The organism is Sulfitobacter sp. M05 (genome assembly GCF_029285175.1).
Taxonomy (GTDB): domain Bacteria; phylum Pseudomonadota; class Alphaproteobacteria; order Rhodobacterales; family Rhodobacteraceae; genus Sulfitobacter.
This window is the reverse complement of record NZ_JABEDH010000001.1, coordinates 93,045-115,102: the sequence shown is the minus strand read 5'-3', so window position 1 is coordinate 115,102 and position 22,058 is coordinate 93,045. Positions and strand designations below refer to the sequence as shown.

The 22,058-nt window shown below is 58.5% G+C and carries 22 protein-coding genes and 1 tRNA gene; 11 read left to right on the top strand and 12 right to left on the bottom strand.

Annotated elements, in window-relative coordinates; genetic code table 11:
- Nucleotides 1-84: 84 nt before the first annotated feature.
- Both HKX44_RS00575 and HKX44_RS00570 read left to right on the top strand, forming a co-directional pair.
- On the top strand, nt 85-792 hold the full coding sequence (locus HKX44_RS00575) for a DUF484 family protein (RefSeq protein ID WP_276149361.1): 708 nt from the start codon (nt 85-87) through the stop codon (nt 790-792).
- Nucleotides 793-815: 23 nt separating this feature from the next.
- On the top strand, nt 816-1,739 hold the full coding sequence (locus HKX44_RS00570; RefSeq protein WP_276150768.1) for a tyrosine recombinase XerC: 924 nt from the start codon (nt 816-818) through the stop codon (nt 1,737-1,739).
- A 54-nt stretch (nt 1,740-1,793) separates the two neighbouring features.
- On the opposite strand, the gene meaB is transcribed toward HKX44_RS00570, so the two are convergent.
- Entirely contained in the window at nt 1,794-2,765 is a 972-nt protein-coding gene (meaB, locus tag HKX44_RS00565; protein ID WP_276149359.1) for a methylmalonyl Co-A mutase-associated GTPase MeaB, read from the bottom strand.
- 82 nt (nt 2,766-2,847) lie between these two features.
- Here meaB and hrpB point away from each other — a divergent pair, with 82 nt between their 5' ends.
- Nucleotides 2,848-5,262: an ATP-dependent helicase HrpB gene (gene hrpB, locus HKX44_RS00560; protein ID WP_276149358.1), complete on the top strand. Its 2,415-nt coding sequence runs from the start codon at nt 2,848-2,850 to the stop codon at nt 5,260-5,262.
- A gap of 131 nt (nt 5,263-5,393) precedes the next feature.
- Here the strand turns inward: hrpB and HKX44_RS00555 are convergent, their stop codons facing one another.
- Together HKX44_RS00555 and HKX44_RS00550 are read right to left on the bottom strand one after the other, a co-directional pair.
- Complete coding sequence (locus tag HKX44_RS00555) at nt 5,394-6,083, bottom strand: anti-sigma factor (RefSeq protein WP_276149357.1); 690 nt, start codon at nt 6,081-6,083, stop codon at nt 5,394-5,396.
- On the bottom strand, nt 6,080-6,625 hold the full coding sequence (locus HKX44_RS00550) for a sigma-70 family RNA polymerase sigma factor (RefSeq protein ID WP_276149356.1): 546 nt from the start codon (nt 6,623-6,625) through the stop codon (nt 6,080-6,082). Before HKX44_RS00550 ends, HKX44_RS00555 begins: the two co-directional genes overlap by 4 nt.
- A 213-nt stretch (nt 6,626-6,838) precedes the next feature.
- Here HKX44_RS00550 and HKX44_RS00545 point away from each other — a divergent pair, with 213 nt between their 5' ends.
- From HKX44_RS00545 to HKX44_RS00515, 7 genes are all read left to right on the top strand, one after another.
- A complete protein-coding gene (locus HKX44_RS00545; protein ID WP_276149355.1) occupies nt 6,839-8,041 on the top strand; it encodes an FAD-binding oxidoreductase in 1,203 nt (400 codons plus the stop codon).
- A gap of 27 nt (nt 8,042-8,068) precedes the next feature.
- On the top strand, nt 8,069-8,905 hold the full coding sequence (locus HKX44_RS00540) for an NAD(P)-dependent oxidoreductase (protein ID WP_276150767.1): 837 nt from the start codon (nt 8,069-8,071) through the stop codon (nt 8,903-8,905).
- Nucleotides 8,906-9,134: 229 nt separating this feature from the next.
- The gene (locus tag HKX44_RS00535) at nt 9,135-9,710 is read left to right on the top strand and encodes a deaminase (RefSeq protein ID WP_276149354.1); all 576 of its coding nucleotides are present in this window, start codon (nt 9,135-9,137) and stop codon (nt 9,708-9,710) included.
- On the top strand, nt 9,707-10,144 hold the full coding sequence (locus HKX44_RS00530; RefSeq protein WP_276149353.1) for a hypothetical protein: 438 nt from the start codon (nt 9,707-9,709) through the stop codon (nt 10,142-10,144). Before HKX44_RS00535 ends, HKX44_RS00530 begins: the two co-directional genes overlap by 4 nt.
- 261 nt (nt 10,145-10,405) lie before the next feature.
- Nucleotides 10,406-11,425, top strand: a complete 1,020-nt coding sequence (locus HKX44_RS00525) for an ABC transporter substrate-binding protein (protein ID WP_276149352.1) — start codon at nt 10,406-10,408, stop codon at nt 11,423-11,425.
- 71 nt (nt 11,426-11,496) lie between these two features.
- The gene (locus HKX44_RS00520; RefSeq protein ID WP_276149351.1) at nt 11,497-12,264 is read left to right on the top strand and encodes an ABC transporter ATP-binding protein; all 768 of its coding nucleotides are present in this window, start codon (nt 11,497-11,499) and stop codon (nt 12,262-12,264) included.
- Nucleotides 12,257-13,072 (top strand): ABC transporter permease, encoded by an 816-nt coding sequence (locus HKX44_RS00515; protein WP_276149350.1) that lies wholly within the window; start codon nt 12,257-12,259, stop codon nt 13,070-13,072. Before HKX44_RS00520 ends, HKX44_RS00515 begins: the two co-directional genes overlap by 8 nt.
- On the opposite strand, the gene HKX44_RS00510 is transcribed toward HKX44_RS00515, so the two are convergent.
- From HKX44_RS00510 to HKX44_RS00480, 7 genes are read right to left on the bottom strand one after another with little or no spacing between them, the layout of a single operon-like run.
- Nucleotides 13,069-13,824, bottom strand: coding sequence for a tyrosine-protein phosphatase (locus HKX44_RS00510; RefSeq protein ID WP_276149349.1), 756 nt, complete (start codon nt 13,822-13,824; stop codon nt 13,069-13,071). The genes HKX44_RS00515 and HKX44_RS00510 overlap by 4 nt on opposite strands.
- A complete protein-coding gene (locus HKX44_RS00505) occupies nt 13,821-14,627 on the bottom strand; it encodes a metallophosphoesterase (RefSeq protein ID WP_276149348.1) in 807 nt (268 codons plus the stop codon). The genes HKX44_RS00510 and HKX44_RS00505 overlap by 4 nt, the downstream gene beginning before the upstream one ends.
- Nucleotides 14,624-15,397 carry an ATP-binding cassette domain-containing protein gene (locus HKX44_RS00500; RefSeq protein ID WP_276149347.1) on the bottom strand — a complete coding sequence of 258 codons (774 nt, stop codon included), beginning with the start codon at nt 15,395-15,397 and terminating at the stop codon, nt 14,624-14,626. The genes HKX44_RS00505 and HKX44_RS00500 overlap by 4 nt, the downstream gene beginning before the upstream one ends.
- Nucleotides 15,394-16,359 carry an ABC transporter ATP-binding protein gene (locus HKX44_RS00495; RefSeq protein ID WP_276149346.1) on the bottom strand — a complete coding sequence of 322 codons (966 nt, stop codon included), beginning with the start codon at nt 16,357-16,359 and terminating at the stop codon, nt 15,394-15,396. The genes HKX44_RS00500 and HKX44_RS00495 overlap by 4 nt, the downstream gene beginning before the upstream one ends.
- A 1-nt stretch (nt 16,360) precedes the next feature.
- Nucleotides 16,361-17,179 carry an ABC transporter permease gene (locus HKX44_RS00490; RefSeq protein WP_276149345.1) on the bottom strand — a complete coding sequence of 273 codons (819 nt, stop codon included), beginning with the start codon at nt 17,177-17,179 and terminating at the stop codon, nt 16,361-16,363.
- Entirely contained in the window at nt 17,176-18,120 is a 945-nt protein-coding gene (locus HKX44_RS00485) for an ABC transporter permease (protein ID WP_276149344.1), read from the bottom strand. Before HKX44_RS00485 ends, HKX44_RS00490 begins: the two co-directional genes overlap by 4 nt.
- Nucleotides 18,121-18,173: 53 nt before the next feature.
- The gene (locus HKX44_RS00480; protein ID WP_276149343.1) at nt 18,174-19,655 is read right to left on the bottom strand and encodes an ABC transporter substrate-binding protein; all 1,482 of its coding nucleotides are present in this window, start codon (nt 19,653-19,655) and stop codon (nt 18,174-18,176) included.
- A 391-nt stretch (nt 19,656-20,046) separates the two neighbouring features.
- Between HKX44_RS00480 and HKX44_RS00475 the strand changes: the two genes are divergently transcribed.
- Nucleotides 20,047-20,136: transfer RNA gene (locus tag HKX44_RS00475), tRNA-Ser, on the top strand.
- A gap of 354 nt (nt 20,137-20,490) precedes the next feature.
- Here HKX44_RS00475 and HKX44_RS00470 read toward each other — a convergent pair.
- The gene (locus tag HKX44_RS00470; RefSeq protein ID WP_276149342.1) at nt 20,491-20,988 is read right to left on the bottom strand and encodes a peptide-methionine (S)-S-oxide reductase; all 498 of its coding nucleotides are present in this window, start codon (nt 20,986-20,988) and stop codon (nt 20,491-20,493) included.
- A gap of 103 nt (nt 20,989-21,091) precedes the next feature.
- Nucleotides 21,092-22,051: a nitronate monooxygenase gene (locus HKX44_RS00465; protein ID WP_276149341.1), complete on the bottom strand. Its 960-nt coding sequence runs from the start codon at nt 22,049-22,051 to the stop codon at nt 21,092-21,094.
- Between the last annotated feature and the right edge of the window lie 7 nt (nt 22,052-22,058).

Sequence of the window (22,058 nt, the reverse complement as noted above, 5' to 3'; positions counted from 1 at the left end):
GCCACAGGTCATCATTTGCACAACTTGGGGGCAGATTTTTGTGCTGCCCCCTGATATAAGATGCGAAACTAAAAAGAGACGACCATGAGCAGCAATCCCAAAATTGATGACGTCCTGCGCGAGGCCATCATTTCCAAACCCGATGTCATTCTGGATGACGGCGATGTCATGCAGGCGCTTATTGCAGCGAATGAAAAGGCCATGGGTGGCAATATCGTCGATCTGCGCGGCATCGCGATGGAGCGGCTTGAGGCGCGACTGGACCGGCTGGAAGACACTCATCGCAGCGTGATTGCGGCCGCCTATGAAAACCTTGCCGGCACCAACCAGATCCATCGGGCCATCTTGCGGATGCTTGATCCGGTCGAATTCGAGACCTTTCTGTTGGACTTGGGCGGCGAAGTTGCCGACATCCTGCGTGTGGACGCCGTAAAACTGGTATTGGAATCTGTGCAGAACGATGACGACCCGGCAGTTCAACGCCTTGGTGACGTGTTGAGTGTGGCCGAACCCGGTTTCATCGATGACTATCTGACACAGGGCCGTGGTGGCATCGCACGGCAGGTGACGCTGCGCGGAATACAGGACGGTTCAGAACAGATTTACGACGGAAAGGCCGATTGGGTACGCTCTGAAGCTTGCCTGAAACTTGATTTCGGGGCTGGTCGTCTGCCCGGTCTGTTGGTGTTGGGGTCCGAAGACCCACATATGTTTGGGCCACAGCAAGGCACCGATTTGCTTACGTTTTTCACCGGTGTCTTTGAGCGGGCCATGCGCCGCTGGCTGTCTTGAACCGCGCGCAACAGGCCGCAGATATTGGGCTGATCAGCCCCGCCGCGCGTGACGCGTTACAAACCTGGCTTGATCATCAACGGGCCCTGAAAGGTGCCGCTGAAAACACCATCACCGCCTATCAAAGTGATGTCGCTGATTTCCTGTCCTTTATGACCACCTACAAGGCGCAATCCCAAGGATTGAACGCGTTGGCACAGATCACCATCACCGATATGCGGGCCTGGATGGCGCGCACACGCGGGCCGGATGTGGGGCCGCGCTCGATGGCGCGCAAGCTTTCTGCGGTCAAGGCATTCTATCGCTGGCTGGCAGAGCGCGAAGGATTTGAACCAACCGCTGTGCTGTCAACACGCGCGCCAAAATATCAAAAGAAACTGCCCCGCCCGCTGGCCGTTGATGCCGCGAAGGCGATGATCGACTGTGTTGAAATCCAATCGGAACGGCCCTGGGTGTCAGCCCGCGATGTCGCGGTGCTGACGTTGCTTTGGGGTTGCGGATTGCGCATTTCAGAGGCTTTGGGCCTATTGGCGCGGGATGCCCCCCTGCCCGAAACCCTGCGGATTGTCGGAAAGGGCAGCAAGGAACGGGTGGTGCCGGTTCTGCCTGCCGCGCGCGATGCGGTGGACGCCTATGTGCGCCTGTGCCCGCACCCATCAACGCCTGACGATCCACTGTTCCGGGCCATTCGGGGCGGTGCTTTGTCAGCCCGTTCGATTGCCAAGGTTATGGCCGATGCGCGGATGCAACTGGGCCTGCCAGCCACCGCCACGCCGCACGCCATGCGCCACAGCTTTGCAACCCATCTACTGGATGCGGGGGGTGATCTGCGGGCGATTCAAGAGCTGCTGGGCCATGCCTCCCTGTCGACCACACAGGCCTATACAGCGGTAGATACAGCGCGTCTCATGGAAGTCTACAACCGGGCACATCCAAAGGCGGGGTGATCGTTTTCTTTAAATGAGAACGGTCGGAAACTTTGAAAGTTTCCGCTTTCCCCGTTACCGTCCCAGCCCTTCAACAAAGGCTTGCGCTGCCGCTGACGGATCCGCAGTCCCCGACGCCACCCTGTCGCTCAACTCGGCCAAAGCCGCCCGCGCCTCGGTCCCCTGAAGCTGGGCCAGCAAACGCTGTTTCACGTCTTCCTCGAACCAATAGCGGGCCTGCGCTGCGCGCGTGCGTTCCCAAAAACTTTCCGAACGCCGCCAGTCCACCAGTGTTTTCATGCTCTTCCAGGCATCCTCTAACCCGTTCTCTTGCAAGGCAGAAACCGCCATTGCGCAAGGGTAGCCATCGGGGTCTTGCGGCCTTTTGCGCAGCAAGCGCAGCGCGCCGGCATAATCCGCCTGCGTGCGCACCGCTGCCGGTTTCAGATCACCATCGGCCTTGTTGACCAGAATAATATCCGCCATTTCCATGATGCCCCGCTTTACGCCCTGCAATTCATCCCCGCCCGCCGGTGCCAGCAGCAATAAAAACAGATCGGACATTTCCGCAACCACGGTTTCGGACTGCCCCACGCCAACGGTTTCGATCAATACCACGTCAAACCCCGCTGCCTCGCACAGGCGCACGGCCTCGCGGCTGCGGCGTGCCACACCGCCCAAATGGGTCTGGCTGGGGGACGGACGGATAAAGGCATTCGCCTCGCGGCTTAACAAATCCATCCGGGTTTTGTCGCCCAGAATGGAGCCGCCCGAGCGCGACGAAGAGGGATCAACCGCCAACACAGCCACCCGTAATCCCTGCCGGATCAGCATCATGCCAAAGCTCTCGATAAAGGTCGATTTGCCCACACCCGGTGTGCCCGACAATCCGATGCGCAGGGCCTGCCGGTCATTTGGCAGTGCCGCCAGCAACTCTCCGGCCTGCGCGCGGTGATCTGCACGCCCCGATTCAACCAACGTGATGGCACGCGCCAAAGCCCGCCGCTCGCCTGCGCTGACGCGCTGTGCTATATCTTTGATGTCCATGGCGCATCTTTTGCGGCAGCACAGCCGATTGTCCAGACCCAAGGCTCTTGGCCTCGCCGCTACTTTCCCCGATAACCCCCTCATGTCCGATACTTTACCCATAGATGCCGTCCTGCCGCAGGTTATTGCCGCCCTGCGCAGCCATACCCGTGTCGTTTTGCAGGCTCCGCCGGGTGCCGGTAAGACCACGCGCGTGCCCCTCGCGATGTTAGAGGCAAGCCTGACAAAGGGGCGAATTCTGATGCTGGAACCACGCCGGCTTGCTGCCCGCGCAGCAGCAGAACGTATGGCGCAGACCCGCGGCGAAAAAGTGGGGGAAACTGTCGGCTACCGTGTGCGCGGGGCATCAGCGATCGGTAAGGACACGCAGATCGAAGTTGTGACTGAAGGTATCCTGACACGGATGCTGCAAGCTGATCCTGATTTGCCGGGTGTCGGTGCGGTAATATTTGACGAATTTCATGAGCGTTCGCTCAACGCGGATCTCGGCCTTGCCCTGTGTCTTGAGGTCGCAGAGGCCCTGCGCGATGATCTAATGCTGGTGGTGATGTCTGCCACGCTGGATGCCGCTCCAGTGGCGGATTTGATTGCTGCACCGGTGATCACATCGCAAGGCCGCAGCTTTGATGTGACGCCGGTTTGGTTGGACAAACCCGTCGGCAAGCAACGGCTTGAACAGGCTACTGCTGATCTGGTGTTGAAAGCGCTTGAGCAATCCCCCGGTTCGGCGCTTGTTTTCCTGCCCGGCGAGGGTGAAATTCGGCGGGTTGAAAACCTGTTGCGACCGCTGCTTCCTGCGGATTGTGCGCTGGCCCCGTTGTTCGGTGCCATGGATTTCAAAGCCCAACGCACCGCTATCGCCCCCGCCCTGCAAGGACGTAAGGTGGTGCTTGCAACTTCCATCGCCGAAACATCACTGACCATCGAAGGTATTCGCATTGTCGTCGACGCGGGCCGTGCCCGACGGGCGCGGTTCGACCCGGCCTCGGGCATGTCCCAACTTGTCACCGAAAAGGTCAGCCGTGCCGAAGCCACGCAACGCGCAGGCCGCGCGGGGCGGATGTCGACCGGGGTGGCCTACAAGTTGTGGACCAGAGGCGAGGAAGGGGCATTAGCTGCGTTTCCACCGGCAGAGATCGAAGTCGGGGATTTAAGTGGTTTTGCCTTGGAACTGGCTGTTTGGGGGGCTGACGCATCAGACTTGACCTTTGTTACCCCTCCGCATGAGGGCCGTCTGGCCGAGGCACGTTCAGTTTTACACATGCTCGGCGCGCTGGATGCTGCGGGCCGGATCACCGTGCATGGCCGCGCCTTGTCGCGGTTGCCGTTGCATCCGCGGCTTGCCCATATGGTGGGGCGTGGTGGGCCGCGTGGTGCCACATTTGCAGCCCTGCTGGCGGAACGTGATCCCTTGCGCGGTGTCGGGGTTGACCTGTCATTGCGCATGGATGTGATCGAGGGCGGTCAGAGCCGCAGTGAGGCGCATGCTCCGACCATCGCCCGCATCCGTCAGGAGGCCAAGCGGTTGAAAAAGGGCCATGAAGCGGGTGGCCCCGATGCAATTGGCCCCTTAGCGGCATTGGCCTATCCGGACCGGATCGCCCTGCGCCGCAAGGGCGACGCGCCGCGCTATGTTTTGTCCGGCGGCAAGGGGGCCCTGTTGCCAGAGGGGGACCCGCTGGCAGGCGACCGATTGATTGTCGCGACCGACCTTGACGGGGACCCGCGCGAAGCAAAGGTGCGCCAAGCGGCACGGCTAAGCGAGGCAGAGCTGCGCGCCCTTTATGGGGATCAGATTACTTGGCAGGATGTTTGCATGTGGTCACGCCGGGACGGACGGGTTCTGACGCGTCGACAGGAACGGTTTGGCGCGTTGGTTCTGGATGACCGCACATGGTCGGATGCGCCGGATGGCGATGTGGCCCGCGCGATGCTGGATGGCGTACGACAGTTGGGACTGAACCCTGCCCCGTCGGCGGCGCGTTTTCTGGCCCGCGCACGATTAATGTCGGACAGCTTCCCGACCTTTGACGAAGACAGTTTGATGCAGGAGTTGGACACATGGTTGCTGCCGCACCTGTCAGGCGTGCGCACCGCCGATCAATGGAAAGGGTTTGATCTGTTGCCTGCCCTACGCGGCCGTCTGGACTGGGATCAGCAACAGGCACTGGACCGCGCCGTCCCTGCGCATTTCACCACGCCTTTGGGCCGGAAGGTGCCGATTGATTATGATGGCGAGGCCCCGCAAATCGCCCTGCGCCTGCAAGAGCTGTTTGGCGTCACCCAGCATCCGAAGGTGGCGGGTAACCCTTTGCAGATCACCCTGCTTTCGCCCGGTCAGCGCCCCGTGCAGGTTACCATGGATTTGCCGGGGTTTTGGTCCAGTTCCTATGCCGATGTGCGCAAGGACATGCGTGGCCGCTATCCACGTCATCCATGGCCAGAGGACCCGACGCAAGCAGACCCAACCGTGCGGGCAAAAAAACGCGGCACCTGAGGGCGGTCCGCTGTGGCCTCGCATTTGCGCGCCGGTCGCAAATCGTGCCGGTTGTGTTTGTCGGGACGTTTCCTGCACCCCTTACAAGGTTCCCCGGAAACCAAGGAGGAACACAGTAAAGGCTTCAGCGCTCAAAGCGCGCTGATCGTACCCACCGCCATAATCTGGCCACTCGCGACACCACCCGGCGCACCGCCCGGTGGTTCGTCTGTTACCGCTAGGGTCATCGTTGGAATTTGTTCCATCAGGGTGCGGGGCAACGGAATGCGCACGGTTTCAGCCACAGGCAGTACGCCCAGCGAGATCGGGGATTGATCCGGCAGAATCGCCCATAGTTCCAACACACGATCCGGCGGAGCCTGACCGGCAAGGCGACGCAGGGCGATACTGTTGTCGGTATCAACAACGGCAATCAGTTGCAGATCGAAATCCGGGCTGCTGAGATGTGTTGCATGGACAGTGCCGGGCACGGCCTGCGGATCGGGCTGCAACAGCGGTGTGGCAAGATAAGCCGCCAAGACCAGCGCGCCCAGCGCGATGCCCTGCCAAATCCAGAGCCGCCGCATCAAGGGTATGACCGCCTTGGGAAACAGCCGTGCCAACAGTACCCGCCTGAGTTTTTTCGGCGGCGTAACTGGATCAATGTCATCGGTCAACCTGACCAGACGTTCTTGCCAGACAGCAACCTGTTGGGCGAATGCCGCGTCATGAGCGCTGCGGGTTTGCGCCTGTGCCAATGCCTCATCTGTCGCAAGCCCTAGGACATATTCTGCGGCCATGGCATCGTCTTCATCGCGGGGGGTGAATTCAATCTCGCTCATGTGCGCATACACTCGCGCAACGCGATCAGCCCCCGGCGCAACCACGTGCGCATGGTGTTCAAGGGTACATCAAATTTGGCCGCAAGATCAGCATAGGTTAACCCCTCAAGGTAAGCGCCACGGATTGCCGCACCGCGGTCCTCGGCCAATGTATCCAGACAGCCGGCCAGCTTTGCCGCCTCAGACGCGGCAATCGCCGCCTGCTCTGGCGAGGGACCGGGCGCAATCAATTCCAACCCCGGAGTATCAATATCCTGTTGGCCTTTCTTACGAGCGCGCAGCCGATCAATAGATGTATTGCGTGCAATCGTGATGAGCCACGTCATCGGGGACAAACCGTTTGCCCGATAGCGATCCGCATTGTTCCAGATTTTAACAAAACTGTCCTGCAAGGCGTCCTCCGCCGCTGCCCGCTTGGACAAGACACGCAGGCAGACACCAAATAGTTTCGCACTGACCCGGTCATAAAGCGCCTCAAAGGCCGCGCGATCCTTGAGGGCCACGCGCGCAATCAGCTCTTCAATCTCCTCGCGCTCCGTCACTTGGCCCTGCCCCTTACAGTCGGTACCGCTGCTCTTGGTCAGATTTGATGCGGCGGTTTGTGAAGTCAATGATTGTTTCACCGCAGGGCGCGCCCCGTTCTGCCCGACGCGCAAATGCGCATTATATAGCCGCCCCGTTCACAGAGCTTTACGCGGATCACATCGGCGCGTTAGACGGATTCAGGTAGGGGTGCAGAATCGGGAGGGACGCACATGGGGAACGCCGCACACAAAAACTATGACGTGGTGATCATTGGTGGGGCCATCTATGGTTCCTCTGTTGCATGGTGGTTGACGCAAATGCAGGGTTTTGATGGTCGGATACTGGTGGTCGAACGTGATCCCACCTATGAATTCGCCTCGACCAGCCATACCAATTCCTGCATCCGGCAACAGTTTTCCAATCCGCTGAACATCCAGATTTCACGATTTGGGGCAGAATTCATCAAGGGTTTTCGCGGCTTCATCGGCGATGACCCTGAAGTGCCGGAATTGGTCTTGCAAAGCTATGGTTATCTTTATCTGGCCGACACGCCAGCATTTGCGCAGACCTTGCGCGAAAGTCAGGTCATTCAGGCCACAGAGGGTGCCCACACCCGCCATATGACCCGCGATGAGATTGCCGCAGAATACCCTTTTTATCAGTTGGATGACATTCTCGCCGCCAACCACAACCTTGTTGACGAGGGCTATTTTGACGGCGGCACCATGTTTGACTGGTTCAAACGCATGGCGCGGCGTAACGGGGTCGAATACATCCATGACGAAGTTGTCGACCTAAGCCTGAACAGCGCCGGCACCGCTGTGGATGGGGTAACGCTGAAATCTGGCGATGTGATCACCTGCGGCACGGTCGTGAATGCCAGCGGCCCGCGGGCAGTTGCGACAGCGCGTATGGCCGGGATCGACCTGCCCGTGCAGCCGCGCAAACGCTACACGTTCATCTTTGACGCCGCCACTCCGCTGGACCGCGACCTGCCGCTTACGATTGATCCATCAGGGGTGCATATGCGCTCGGAAGGGAAATACTATCTGGCGGGGTGCCCGCCGGACGAGGACCCGGATGTGGCCTTTGACGATTTCGGGTTCGATCACAACCTCTGGCAAGAGAAGGTCTGGCCGATCATTGCCACTCGCGTGCCAGCCTTTGAACAGGTCAAGGTGATCAACGAATGGGTGGGGCATTACGCCTACAACACTTTTGACCAGAACGCAGTGATCGGACGCCATAGCAAGGTTGCCAACTTTATCTTTGCCAACGGGTTTTCCGGTCATGGATTGCAGCAATCCCCCGCATTGGGGCGTGGCATCGCCGAGCAGATCGCCTTTGGCGAATACCGGTCGCTTGATCTTGCACCCTTCGGTTTCGCCCGTCTGGAAAACCAGCAAAAATTCATGGAAAAAGCGGTAATCTGACCGCGCAAACGAGGAAAAATTATGAAACTGAAGAAACTTGTCCTGACAGGTGCCGCTGGCCGGCTTGGCTCTTATCTGCGCGAGCCGCTTAGTAAAATATGTGACGAACTGGTTAGCACCGACATCGTTGACGACATTGGCACGCTTTACCCCGGTGAACGGTTTGTGCAGGCGGATGTCGCCAAATTCGACGAGGTTCATGCGATCCTTGAAGGGGCCGATATGGTCGTACATTTCGGGGCCATCGTGGACGAACGCCCCTTTGAGGAAATGCTGGGGCCGAATTTCGTCGGCAGCTATAACATCTGGGAAGCGGGTTTTCAGCATGGTGTAAAACGGGTCGTTTACGCCAGCTCGATCCATGCGGTCGGCATGTATCCCAAGACCGAGTTCATTGATACCGAAGTGCCCCACCGCCCCGATACTTTCTACGGTCTGGCCAAGTGTTTCACCGAAGATCTGGGCCGGATGTACTGGGAAAAACGCCAGATGGAATCTGTGCATCTGCGCATCCTGTCCGCAGCCCAGGTTACCAATCCGCGCGCTCTGGGATCGTGGCTGTCTTATGACGATCTGATCCAGCTGGTCACCCGCGCGATTGATACGCCCGTTGTCGGGTTTAGTGTGGTTTACGGTGTGTCCAACAACGACCGCGCGCCGGTCGACAACGCCAAAGCCTCGTTTCTGGGGTATCGCCCAAAGGACAACGCCGAGCAGTTTGCCGACACCATTCTGGCCGAGGCAGATACCGCCGACCCTACCGATCCCGGCACCATGTTGCAGGGCGGACCCTTTGCCGCCTTTGAACTGGGCCAAAGCGATATGTCCCTGATGAAAATCGTGGATGATCGCAAGAAAAGCTAAAACACAGGGGCGGGAACCGGCGGTTTTACCCGGCTCCCGCCCCTATACGACTGTTCCAGGGCATTTCGATTTAAGTTGTTTTTTCCCGCAGAGCCAGTAACCTGAGGTTGTTGTCAGCAGGGCATGTATTTCCGCCCCCTCAGCGACACAAGTTTTATTGCGCGGCTGGTCCCATTCTGACCGGCGTCCCAAGCCCTTTTGACCCGGTGGATTTAAGCAAGGCCCATTCATGTCCGACACGCCTGATCCGCCCACTGTAACGCCCGATGTCCGCAGCTGGATCACCCGCTTTTTTGATGCCATAGGCTGGACAGAGCAGATCGCCGACGACATCGCACAGGGGCAGGAAAATGCCGCAGCTGAAGCTGCCTTTGACGCCATCGCGGATATCAGAGCGAACCAGCGCATCACGGATTCCCGAGGCGGACGCGGCACGGTTTCAATCACCGAGGTGAACGGGCAGACCTATGTTGGTGTGAATTCAACGAACTTCACAGAAGAGGATCGCGCGCTTGCCCAATCATGGGAGAACGCGCTTGAAATTCCTGCGGGGCCGGCGGGCCGCTTTGCGCGACAGGTTTTGTATCACGCAGAGGCTCATACTTTGATGCAAATCCATCGCGACAGCGGTGGGCAAATGCCGGCGGAAATGACAATCTACGTCGACCGGATCGCTTGTAGCGCCTGCCAGAACACTTTACCCGATCTGGTACGGGTGATGGGCATTGAAACACTAACGGTACGTCTGGATGATGGGCGTATCGCAACCGTGACACGCGACGGATTTTTCGGAGACTGGCAATGAATGACGGCACCTTCACCCTGAACTTTCTTGGCCAAGGGACAAAACACGCGGCGGATGCCGACGAATACCGCCCCTATTTCCTGGAATACGATCCCGCAAAATGGGCTGGTGAAACCAGCGGCGGTGCTTTCAAATTCGTTGATCCCGAGGGGGCAAGCCATAACTGCCTTATCCTCCACAGCGCAGAGCATGGAATTTGCCTGTTCTTCGACAAATGGGATAAGAAATTTATCGCCGGCGTGGCCACTCTGGGTGATGAAAACCGGCTTCAGGAAACCGTCGATATCGGCAGTGACGAGATTTACCCTGTTGGCTGTTTCATTTCTCCGCAACAGGCATGGCCATTGGTCGAAAGCTATCTGAACACCCCGACAGCGTTTCCTCAATCTCCCCTGCTGAAAGACGTGAACGACATCGACTGGCCCGCCGAATAGCACTTGTTCCGACGACCTTCATGCCCGCCGCCCTCCCTCCTGTCGGGAAGCTTGAAAGACAGCACCCGGCATTGATGTGGCGCACAGTGTCACCTGTGCCAAAATTGAATTTCCACGCCAGACTAAAGAACGCTGACGCAGAATTTTCTGGCCCTAGACAAGACGCTGTGGCCCTGCCAAGCCAAGGCCGTTACACTAAGATACAAAGTACAGCGGGCACGTGCCGCCGGCACAAAACGCCCCGATCAAACGGGAGACAACATGACCAACTTCAACAGACGCCACACACTGGGCCTGATGGGGGCCGCGGCGGCCACCGGGCTTGCTGCCCCTGCCATCGCGAAAAACAAAAAGATCGTCATTGGCGCACTGCGCTTTACCTCGCATTCCGGCAGTTTCATTGCCGTTGAACGCAACTATTTTGCCGAGGCCGGCCTTGACGTTGAACTGCGGTTTTTCCAAGCTGCACAGCCCATGGCCGTTGCAATTGCATCGGGCGATGTGGACTATGCCGTCACGGCTATTTCAGGTGGCCTTGTGTCGTTGGCTGACAAGGGCGCGATCAAGGTTATCGGCGGCGCACTCAGCGAGGAACCCGGCATTGACGGCCAGAAAATCCTTGCCTCGGATGCAGCTTTCAAAGCCGGGCTGACAACACCTGCGGGTCTGGCGGGCAAGTCATTTGGCATTTCCACAGCCGGTTCGTCGTTCCATTACATGGGATCGAAAGTCGCACAGGCCGAGGGCATCGAAATGTCCTTTAAGCCGCTGCAAAAAGTCGGTGCAATCATCGGTGCCCTGAAGTCAGGCCAGATCGACGCGTGGTCGATTGTTCCCCATATCGCCAAACCTTTGGCCGGTTCCGGGGCGGTGCATATCATTGGTAATGTCTCGGATTACCTGCCGAACTATCAGGTCACAACGGTCTTTACCTCGACCAAAAATGCGACCGGCGAACGTGACCAGACCGTCGCTTTCCTGAACGGTTTCAGCAAAGGTGTGGCCGATTACAATGCCACGATGATCGACAAGGCCGACGGCGAGGATGGCGTAAACGCGATGGTCGATCTGATCCATAAATACGTCTACACAGACCGCCCCCGTGAAAAGGCCGCACCGTCCATCATCAACGGAACCATGCGTTTGAACGAAGGGGCCAAGCTGAACATCGCTTCTGTTCAGGACCAGTTGAGCTGGTTCCAATCCGAAGGATTGGTCGATGCTGACATCACACTGGACACACTGGTCGACAGCAGCTTTGTGGACACCTTCGAAGCCTAAGACAGCCTTTGCGCTGGCCGTTCCCCATGAACGGCCAGCCTGTTTTCCTTTATGAGTAGGTCAGTAATCCAATGGACATCCGTTTGGATGGTATCAGCCATTATTATGGCGATACCGAAGTTTTGCGCGACATCTCCCTTGATATTCCGGCGGGGCAAATCGTTTGTCTGGTCGGGCCATCCGGTTGCGGGAAGTCTACACTTTTACGCCTGATCGGCGGGCTGGAACGGGCCACCTCTGGGCGAGTGTTACAGCTTGGCACGCCGCCAAGTGGCTGTTTGAACCCGCTCACCTATGTATTTCAGGACTTTGCCCTGCTGCCCTGGCGCAGTGTATGGGGTAACATCTCGCTGGTGCTTGAGGACCACGGGATCAAGGGCGCGGAGGCCGAAACCATAATCTCGGATGTGTTGGCCCGTACCAAATTAAGCGATTTTCGCGACGCCCTGCCCCGCCAGTTGTCCGGCGGTATGAAACAGCGGGTGGCGATTGCGCGGGCGCTGGCCGTGAACCCTGCGGTTATGTTGATGGATGAACCCCTGTCCGCTCTCGACAGCCAGACCCGTGAATTGCTGATGGATGACCTGATTGCGCTTTGGACACGCCAGCCGTTTACCGCGGCCTATGTCACCCATAATCTGGCCGAGGCGGTGCGCCTTGGTCACCGCATTGTCGTACTGTCGCGCCGCCCCGGTCAAATCCGCGAGGTTGTCGAGATCGACATGCCACTTGCCGCGCGCAGCCACGGGGATCCCAGCCTTGAGAAGACCCAGAAACACCTCTGGGAGTTAATGCGCGAGGAAGCCCGCGCTGCGGATGAGGAATTGTTGGATGTCTGATATTGCAACCGACCAAGCCACCACCGAAGTCCGGTTTCGCGGTGGTGGTTTCGCCCCAAAGCCACGCCGGTTTGCAGGGCTCGCAGTTTTTGCCGTGCTGATCATTCTTGCCGAATGGGGCACCCGCAGCGGCTGGATTTCACAACTCACCCTGCCGCGTCCCTCGGACGTGCTGGCCACCTTCGGGGAGCTTTGGACCAGCGGATTATTGTTTAAACACATGGTACCATCTTTGACGCGGCTGGCTGTCGGGGCCGCCATCGGTGCCGGCCTTGGCATTTGTGTGGGCGTTTTGATTGGGCTGTTTTCTTATGTTCGGGCCGGGCTGATCCCCTTGGTCGCTGCGATATTCCCAATCCCGAAAATCGCGCTATTGCCCCTGTTTGTGATCTGGTTCGGCATTGACGAGGCGTCTAAATATGCGCTGATCGCTTTCGGTACTTTTACCCCCACGGTTGTGGCAACTTACGGCGCTGTCGACAATGTGGACCGTTCCCTGATCCGCATGGGCCAAAGCTTTGGTCTGTCGTGGATTTCAATCGTGCGCAAAATCGTGTTGCCGGGGGCGATGCCTGGTATCCTGTCGGGTTTGCGCATTTCCCTTTCGATCGCGATTATCCTTCTGGTGGCCGCAGAAATGTTGGGCGCCGAATACGGCATCGGGGCCTATATTCTTGAGGCCGGGTCGCTTTATGATCTGGAGCGCCTGTTTGCCGGTGTCGCTATTCTGTCGATCCTCGGTGTTACCCTAAGTGTGGCCATCGGACTGATTGAAAAGCGTCTTCTGGGTTGGCGGTCGCAGGGCTAGCTGCGTCCACCGCACAGGCGATCTTGCAAGCGTATCAGATCGGTGGCATCAACGCCGGTCTGCAACACATAGTCCCGTACGCCGCCATATTGTGTCGCGATATGGAGCAGCATTTTCTCCATCGTATCTGCCGGGCTTTCCAGCAGGGTTGCGTAGCGTACAACATCCCCCCCATTGGCACGTGACAGGGACAGAAATTCCGCCACAAGATCGGGGATCAACTGTTCGGTCAGCACATAGTCCTGAATGATATCCGCATCGGACACACCTGCCAGCCCAAGCAGCAGCGCCGCGATGATGCCGGTGCGGTCCTTGCCAGCCGTGCAATTGAACAGGACTGCCCCGTCCTGCACCGATGCGATACGGGTCAGGATAGCACGTACCGCGGCGGCCCGGGTATCCAGCGCAGTTATATAGAAAGGCACCAAGGGATGCAGATGCGCCGCGCCCGCGTAGGCAAGTGCTGCCGGTGACAAATCGTCAAACAATGGCAGGTTGACGTAGTCCACCCCCTCCAACCCGTTGAATTGGCTAGGAGCCTGTGTCACTTCGCGACGCGTACGCAGGTCGATGACACATCGCAAGCCTTCGGCCAACAGGTGATCAGTGCCACCGGGTTCAAGCCGATGCAGACAGTCAGCGCGCAAAAACCGACGTGGCGGAATGGCCGTGCCCCGCGCGGTGATATACCCGCCCAAGTCGCGGATGTTATAGGTGCCCCCGATGGCAATGTGACGCGGCATGTCTTTCATGTGAACGCCAGTAACCTTGCCCGGTCGATGATGCCCAGATCTTCCTGTTCCGGGCTGAGCGGCACAAAGCTGACCGAAAGGCCAGAGGCGCGATGCGTACAGATCGCCATTGTCGTGCCCTCAAGCAGACGCAGATCACGGCGTTCCAACAGGTCGATGGTGTAATCAAGCCCGGAATTTATGCAGATCGGAATGCCATGCCAGTGATGTATCTGGTTGATGTGAATATGCCCCGACAGAATGCCGGCAATCTGATGCCCTTTCAGCGCCTCAGCCAACCGTGTTGTTGAGGCCAGATCAATTGTACCCCAAGGCAGGCCGCTATCATCGACCCGTGGCGGATGGTGCATAACGATCAGTTTGGGCAGATCGCCGTGACGCTGCAAGGCGTCGTTCAGAAAGCCGAATTGCGCCTCGCAAATTGCGCCGGCTACCCGTTCGGGCACTTTTGTGTCCAGGGTAATCACATGCAATCCGCCCTGCACCGTGTCGTGAAAATAGGGTGCGTCGCCGCCTTCTCCGCCGAACACAGCGCGAAACCCCGCCCGCAGATCATGGTTGCCCAACGCCATCACCAGCGGCACCTTCAGAGGGGCCAGCAATTCTTGCACCAAGCTATAGCTGGGCTCATCCCCCATATTTGTCAGATCACCGCTGGCCACCACAAACGCCGGCTGCGGATCCATCGCGTTGATAATTCCAACGACCCTTGCGAGGGCTGCGCGGCTGGTGCCGCGGTCCTTGGGGTCATCTGCATCCGGGTGCGAGATGTGAAGGTCGGTTAGATGGACAAAGCTGGTCAATGTGTCTCTCCGGCAGCAGTTAACAGGGAACGGGTATAGGCGTGGCTGGGGGTGTTCAGGATATCTGTGGCCGCGCCGTATTCCACCGCTTGTCCGCGTTGCATCACCAACAGATTGTCGCAAACCGACGCGACCACAGCAAGATCATGACTGATGAACAGAATGCCGAGGCCCAATGTCTCTTGCAGATCCATCAACAGATTCAGGATTTGCGCCTGTACCGACACATCCAGCGCGGACACGGCTTCATCCGCAATCAACAGCTTGGGCCGTGTGATGATGGCGCGGGCGATGGCGATGCGCTGGCGCTGTCCACCCGAGAATTCATGCGGATATTTATCACCGTCCGCAGGATGCAGCCCGACCTGCTCAAAGGCCTCGGCCACACGATCGGGTGCGCTGACACCCATCGCACGCAGCGGTTCCGCAATTGACCACCCCACCTTGCGGCGCGGATCAAGCGAGCTGAACGGATCCTGGAATACCATCTGGAAATCGGGGCGCAGGCGGCGTAATTGCGCTGCCCCAAGCGCGTGAATATCCTGCCCCTCGAACAGAATGCGCCCCGCATCAGGCGCTTCGAATGCCATTGCCATGCGGGCAAGTGTGGATTTGCCAGAGCCGCTTTCGCCCACAATCCCAAGGGTTTGGCCCGCAGCAATCTCAAAGCTGATGTTCTCGACCGCAGTCAGCACCGGTGGCGTGCCAAATACGGTCCTGCGCGGCAATTTGTATCGGCGGGTAAGGCCCTGCGCCTGTAACAGGGTCATGGTGTCTCCTCATGCAAAAGGGCATGACAGGTTGTGTGACGCGGGCCGGTCGGAACCGGTTTGACGCTAGCGCATTCGCTGCGTTCCACCGCACAACGCCCTGTGAAACGGCACCCCTTGGCCATGGCTTGCAAAGGCGGCACACTGCCCGGAATTGTTGGCAGGCGACGACGGCTTCCGTCAGCCTCGCGGGGCATGGCCCGCGGGTCTGGGCGTGCCGCAAGCAACCCTTGGGTATAGGGATGTGCGGGGGTGCCCAACACCGCCGCCGTCGGCCCCCGCTCCACGATATCACCGCCATACATCACCGCAATCTCGGTGGTCGCGCGGGCCACGGCGGCAAGGTCATGGCTGATAAAGACCAGAGCCATGTTGCGCGACTGGCTGAGATGCACCAGCAGATCGGTGATCTTGAGCGCCACATTGGCGTCAAGGGCGGTTGTCGGCTCGTCCGCAATCAGTAATTCGGGGTCACAAGCCAGCGCAAGGGCGATCAACACCCGCTGACGCTGCCCCCCGGACAGTTCATGCGGAAACATCCGAAGCCGCGCCGACGGATCGGGGATCCCGACTTCTTCGAACAATGCCTGAACCCGCGCGCGCGCCTGCGCCTTGCCCAACCCCAAATGCACCCGCATCGGTTCGGCCACAGTGTCGCCAACGCGGCGCAGGGGGTTAAGCGCCGACATGGGTTCTTGAAAAATCATCGCCGCGCGCCGGGCGCGGATGGTTTGCCACAGATCTTCCGCAGCATGGGTCATGTCGGTACCATCAATCGTCAAACGCCCCGACAGGGTTGCCGATTGCGGCACCATCCCCATCAGGCAGGCCGCCAGCATAGACTTTCCGGAACCACTTTCGCCGACGATGCCCAGCCGGTCCCCCGGTGCGATACGCAAGGACGCATCGCGCAAGGCATCACCGATGGAAAACCGCACTGTCATTTCATGCATCTCAAACATATCAGCGCGCCCTTGCCAGTCGCGGATCCGTCATGTCACGCAGACCATCGCCCAGCAGGCCGAACCCCAGCACCGCAGTCACGATGCACAGACCGGGATAAATCGCCAACTCGGGTGCCAGATACATCAGCGTCTGCGCCTCAGACAACATACGCCCCCAGCTTGACGCAGGCGGCTGCGCCCCCAGCCCCAAATAGGACAAAGCCGCCTCGGCCAGTATCGCCACGGCAAATTCTATCGTGGCCTGAACGATCACTGCCGCTGCAATGTTCGGCAGAATATGGTCAAGGGTGATGGTAAACTTGTTCATCCCTGCCGCGCGCGCCGCCAGCACATATTCACGGGTCCATATCTGGTTGCCGGAGGCCCGCGCGACACGGGCAAAGATCGGAATGTTGATAAAGGCAATAGCAAGCACTGCATTGGTCAGCGACGGCCCAAAAACAGCCGCCAGCATGATCGCAAACAACAGGGCCGGAAAGGCAAAGCCAAGGTCGGCCAGTCGCATCACGATGTCCTCGACCCAGCCGCCAATCGCCGATGCCAGCAAACCAAGGGCCACCCCAATGGATCCCCCCAGCAGCACCGCAACAAGGGCAACAGTCATCGAATTGCGCGCCGCCGCCATCAACTGGCTGACGAGATCCCGTCCCAGCTGATCGGTGCCTAGCCAGTTCACGTGGCTGGGGGCACCAAACTTGGCACGAATGTTCAGATCGGTCGGGTCATGTGGTGTCCAGATCAATGATAAGGCCGCGACACCAACCACGAATGCAACCAATACTGCTCCGATGATAAAATTTGCCGGAAGCTGTTTCATGTGCGGGCTTTCAGGCGTGGATCAATCAGCACATAGAGCAGATCAACGACAAAATTGGCCGTCACCACGATGACCGCAAACAGCATTACCAACGCCTGCACAGTCGGCAGATCACGGTTGGCGATAGACTGAAAAATCAACCGCCCCAGACCGGGAAGGTAAAAGACATTTTCAATAACAATTGTACCCGTGACAAGGGCGGCAAACTGCATCCCCACAATTGTGACAATCGGCACCAAGGCGTTGGGCAGCACATGTCGCCACAGGATACGACGTTGCGAAAAGCCAGAGGCACGCGCCGTGCGGGTAAAATCCTGTCGCATCACCTCAAGCGCCGAGGATCGGGTGACCCGCGCCAGCACCGCCGATTGAACAAGCGCCAGCGCCACTGTCGGCAGCACAAGTGAGCGCATAGCAGCAACCGGGTCAGACCAGCCCGCAAAACCGCCAGGCGGCAGCCAGCGCAGATTCACAGCGAAGAGTAGAACCAAAAGGATCGACAGCCAGAAGGCCGGTATTGCAATCCCCAGCTGGCTGAGGAACATCGTGATCCAATCCCCCGGCTTTCCATGGTGTGACGCGGCATAAATGCCGACCGTCAGCGCGATGATCAAAGTCAGGATCATGCCGGCAACCGCCAGCGACAGGGTCATTGGCAGGCGTTCTGCAATCAATTCCGCCACTGGCACACGGAACGAATGGCTGGTGCCAAAATCCCCGACCAGCGCCCCGGCAACCCAGCCAAAATAGCGCGCCAGCAGCGGATCGTTAAGGCCAAGGTCATCACGCAACGCTGCCAAAGCATCATCTGTGGCATCCAGCCCAAGAATGGTCAGCGCCGGATCGCCCGGCAGCACATTCATCACGGCAAACACGACAACCGACACAGCCACAAGCGTGGCAAGGAACCCAATGGTGCGGCGCAACAGAAAATAACTCATACCGGATACCGCCTAGCGGGAGGGGAATGCCCCTCCCCATGTTGCCTGGTGATTCAGTTCTTTGAAACACCCTTGAGCGGCGTATAAAGCACCGGCGCGGACGACCAGTAGCCCTGTACCTCGTTGCGGAAAACGCCCAACAGCGGCAGTTGGAACAAGAAGCCATGGACCGCCTGATCCGACAGGTATTTCTGGCCTTCTTTCAACAGCATATCACGCTTGTCCGCATCTACCTCGGTAGAAATTTCTTCCCAGAGGGCGGTCATTTTGGGATCATCATATCCGTAGAAATATTTCGGTCCACGGGCAAAGTTGCCCATGTCGTTCGGGCTGGTATGGGCGATGATGGTCATGTCGTAATTCTGTTTCTTGTAGATCTCGTCGATCCAGAACCCCCATTCGACATTCTCGACTTTTGCATCAATACCGGCATCCGACAACTGCGCCTGAATGATCTCGGCAGAGCGCGTCGCATAGGGGAATGGCGGCACGCGCAGGGTCATCGTGGTGCCCACAACGCCAGCCGCTTCGAACATCTCCTTCGCCTTGGCCGTATCGGTAGGATAGGCATCCGTCAGATCAACATAGGCCTTGCCATGCGGTGGATAAAAACTGCCGATCGGGGTCGCCTTGCCATACATGGCACCGTCAATAATCTCGTCACGGTTGATCGCGGTGGAAATTGCGCGCCGCACCTCGATATTGTCAAACGGCGGCTTGGCGTTGTTCATCGCAAGGATCACTTCGCCCTCAGTGCTGCCCAGATTGACCCGGAAACGCGGATCGGCTTCGAACTGCTCCAGCAACTCTGGCGCGGGAAACCCCGGAAAGGCGTCCAGCTCTTCCGCCATCATTGCCGCCGTGGCCGCAGCGGGGTCAGAGATAAACCGGTAGGTCACCTTGTCCAGCGCGACCATTGCGGCATCACGGTGGTCGGGGTTTTTGACCAGCGTCAAACGGTCGCCGCGTGTCCAGCTGTCGAATTTGAACGGGCCGGTCCCCACCGGCTTGGCATTATTGGTATCCACCGTTTCCGACGCGACAATGGCGCTGTCGCCCTGCCCCATATTGAACAGGAAAAAGGCATCCTTGTTCTTAAGCTTGATTTGCACCGTTCGCGCATCCAGCGCCGTAACACTGTCGATCGGTTTGAAAATACCTTTCGAGGGGTTCACGCTGTCCTCGGCCATGGCACGGTTGAAGGAAAAGATGACATCTTGGGCGTCGAACGCGGTGCCGTCATGGAACTGCGCTGCATCTGTCAGGGCAAAAGTATAGGTCAGCCCATCCTCGGAAACCTCCCAGCTGGTTGCGAGGTTAGGCTGTACCTCACCGTTTTCCGAAACGATGGTCAGGGATTCATAGACGTTCTGGGTCATCATCCCGTCGATCGAGGCAGTCGCATCGGACGTAGGATCAAGCGATGTCGGCTCCTGCTGCATACCGATCACAAGGTCCGCTGCCGCAGCGGTTGTCACGCTCAGGCCAAAGGCCAACGCAAAAGCGGTGAATTGGATTGATTTTTGAATATGCATTTTTGAACCCCCAGGTCGAATGCGTGTGTCAACGCGCGCCATTCTACGCGTGCTTTGTAACAAGCTAGAAACAGACAGCGGTGCGGGTCAACTGTTATCCCCTTTTTCTACTCAACTCCAAGCTGTATCTTCTGTATGAGTTGGCAACGCAACCCTGCACTTTCCCGCGCCTGCCCCCCTGCTGCACAAGCCTGTTACCCAACAAGCGCGCCAGCCGCTAAAGCCACGGTTCAGCCCCGCAAACTCCAAAGAAACACCCACCAACCTTCGACGACGACGCGCGCAAACAGCGGTTGGTTCGCGTCAGGTTTGCGATGCCGAATGCGGTTTTTTCAGTTTCTGTCGGTTTTGCCCTTGTTCAAGGGTAAAATCCCCTTGTATAGCGGTCAGCGGAGACGTGGCCGAGTGGTCGAAGGCGCTCCCCTGCTAAGGGAGTAGGCCCGGAAGGGTCTCGAGGGTTCGAATCCCTTCGTCTCCGCCACCCACCCAATGATTTTAAACAGAAATTCAAAGGGCGCGGTGAGGAATAGGCTTTAACCCTCAATTATGAATTAGTTCAATTTGATTTGAATTGCCCCGGACTGCACAGAAAAACCGTGCAAAATCCGTGCAGGACGTTCCGCAATCGTTCCGCTCAGCCGTGCCGGGCGCAGGCATCAGATACGTATCCACCACGATCGGCTTCGTTGACCTAGATGGCGACTAGGGGCAGTGTTTCCGATGAAAACGTGGCACCAGGCATGGCGTTGCAGGTGGAAATTCTGGATAGGTTCCATGACGCTGAAGTGTTAGGGGGGCCGATCTATGATCCCAAATGCGCTGTTGACGATAGAGCTTACTGCCCCGGCGCGCCATCCGGCTTGAGCAGGCCGCTGAATTTACGGCGCAGCTTTGCAAGCTTGGGGTCGATGTAAGTCTGGCAAAACGGCTTCTCGGGGCCAGATTTATAATAGTCATGAAACCGCACGTCCGATGGTTTGAACCCGCGATGAATTAGCGCGCGGGTAACAAACGGGGTATCCACTTCGATGCTCAGCGCCGCGATCAGTTCCCCGACGAAGGTTTGTCCGTCGGAGTCCTGCACATAGACCGCGCTGCGATATTTGCCCCGCATTTTGTGATCAGAGGCACTGGCATGGGTCGCCAAGTGAACCGTCACGAGATCCTTAAGCGTAATTCTGTCAGGGTCAAACTCGACTTCGACCGCTTCGGACCAAGTGTCGTCCGGCGGGTCCGACAGGACAAAACCCTGACGCACCTGTGAAAGCCCCCTAAGACTCTGAAATACGGCCTCGGTACACCAATGGCACCCCCCTCCAAACCCAATCCGCATCTTTGTCCTTCTCTTAAAAGCCTTGCTGGGAAAGCACCCGCATGGACGCTACCGTCCTTGAACATCGCCACGCTGCAAACCGGGTCGCCCCTGACGCCAATGCCTAGCTGCCCGCCTTTAACAAAAGCGCAGCCGCCTGCTCCACAATTTGCGCGGCGATCCCTTCGGCTGGTGATGCGTTATGGATCAACCCAAGCCCCTCGCCCACAAACGCCGCGGCGATGGATGGGTCCCCCTGCGTGTTGGCCTTGTCCCATAGTGCCGTCTGTGGCCCTAAATCGCGGCGCAATCCAGCCTCTGCGTCATGCCATTTCTCAACAAATTCATTCTTCCGCGCCCGCACAGAATAGCGCTGCGGCCAGTCATAACCTCTGACAATATCCAGAACACGGGTCCGAATGGTGTCATCCCCACTGGCATGTAGGGAATCCGCAAGGATGCGTGGATGCACCAGCGCCTCGCCAGAGGCCCAATACCGCGTTCCCACAACAACCCCATCAGCCCCCAACATCACCGAGGCCGCCAGACCGCGCCCGTCCGCGATCCCGCCCGCCGCCACCAAAGCGATATCAGTGTTGCGTCTGGCGATCTCATCCGCGATTTCAGGAACCAAGGTGAGCGTGCCCCGCCCCTCTCCGTGGCCGCCCGCCTCGCCGCCTTGTGCCACGATGATCTGCGCGCCGACGTCCATTGCGTGGCGGGCATCCTTTAACGTCTGAACTTGACAGATCAACGCAGCCCCCGCGCCCAAAATTCGGTCGACATAGGGTGCTGGGTTACCAAAGGACAGGAAAACTGCAGCTGGCTGACGCTCCAACACCCGATCCAGCACAGTCGGCTGTTCTGCCAGTCTCCATGTGATGAAACCGCATCCGATCCGCGCCGCGCCGGCGATATTGAACTGTGCGTCTATCCATTCCGGGTCACCATACCCGCCTCCGATCATGCCCAGCGCCCCGCCCTTTGTTGCCGCCGCGGCCAATGCCCCGCCAGCCGCAAAAGCCATTGGGGCCTGTATCACAGGATGTTTGATGCCGAGCATCTCGGTCAGACGCGTTTTCATTTGCAGG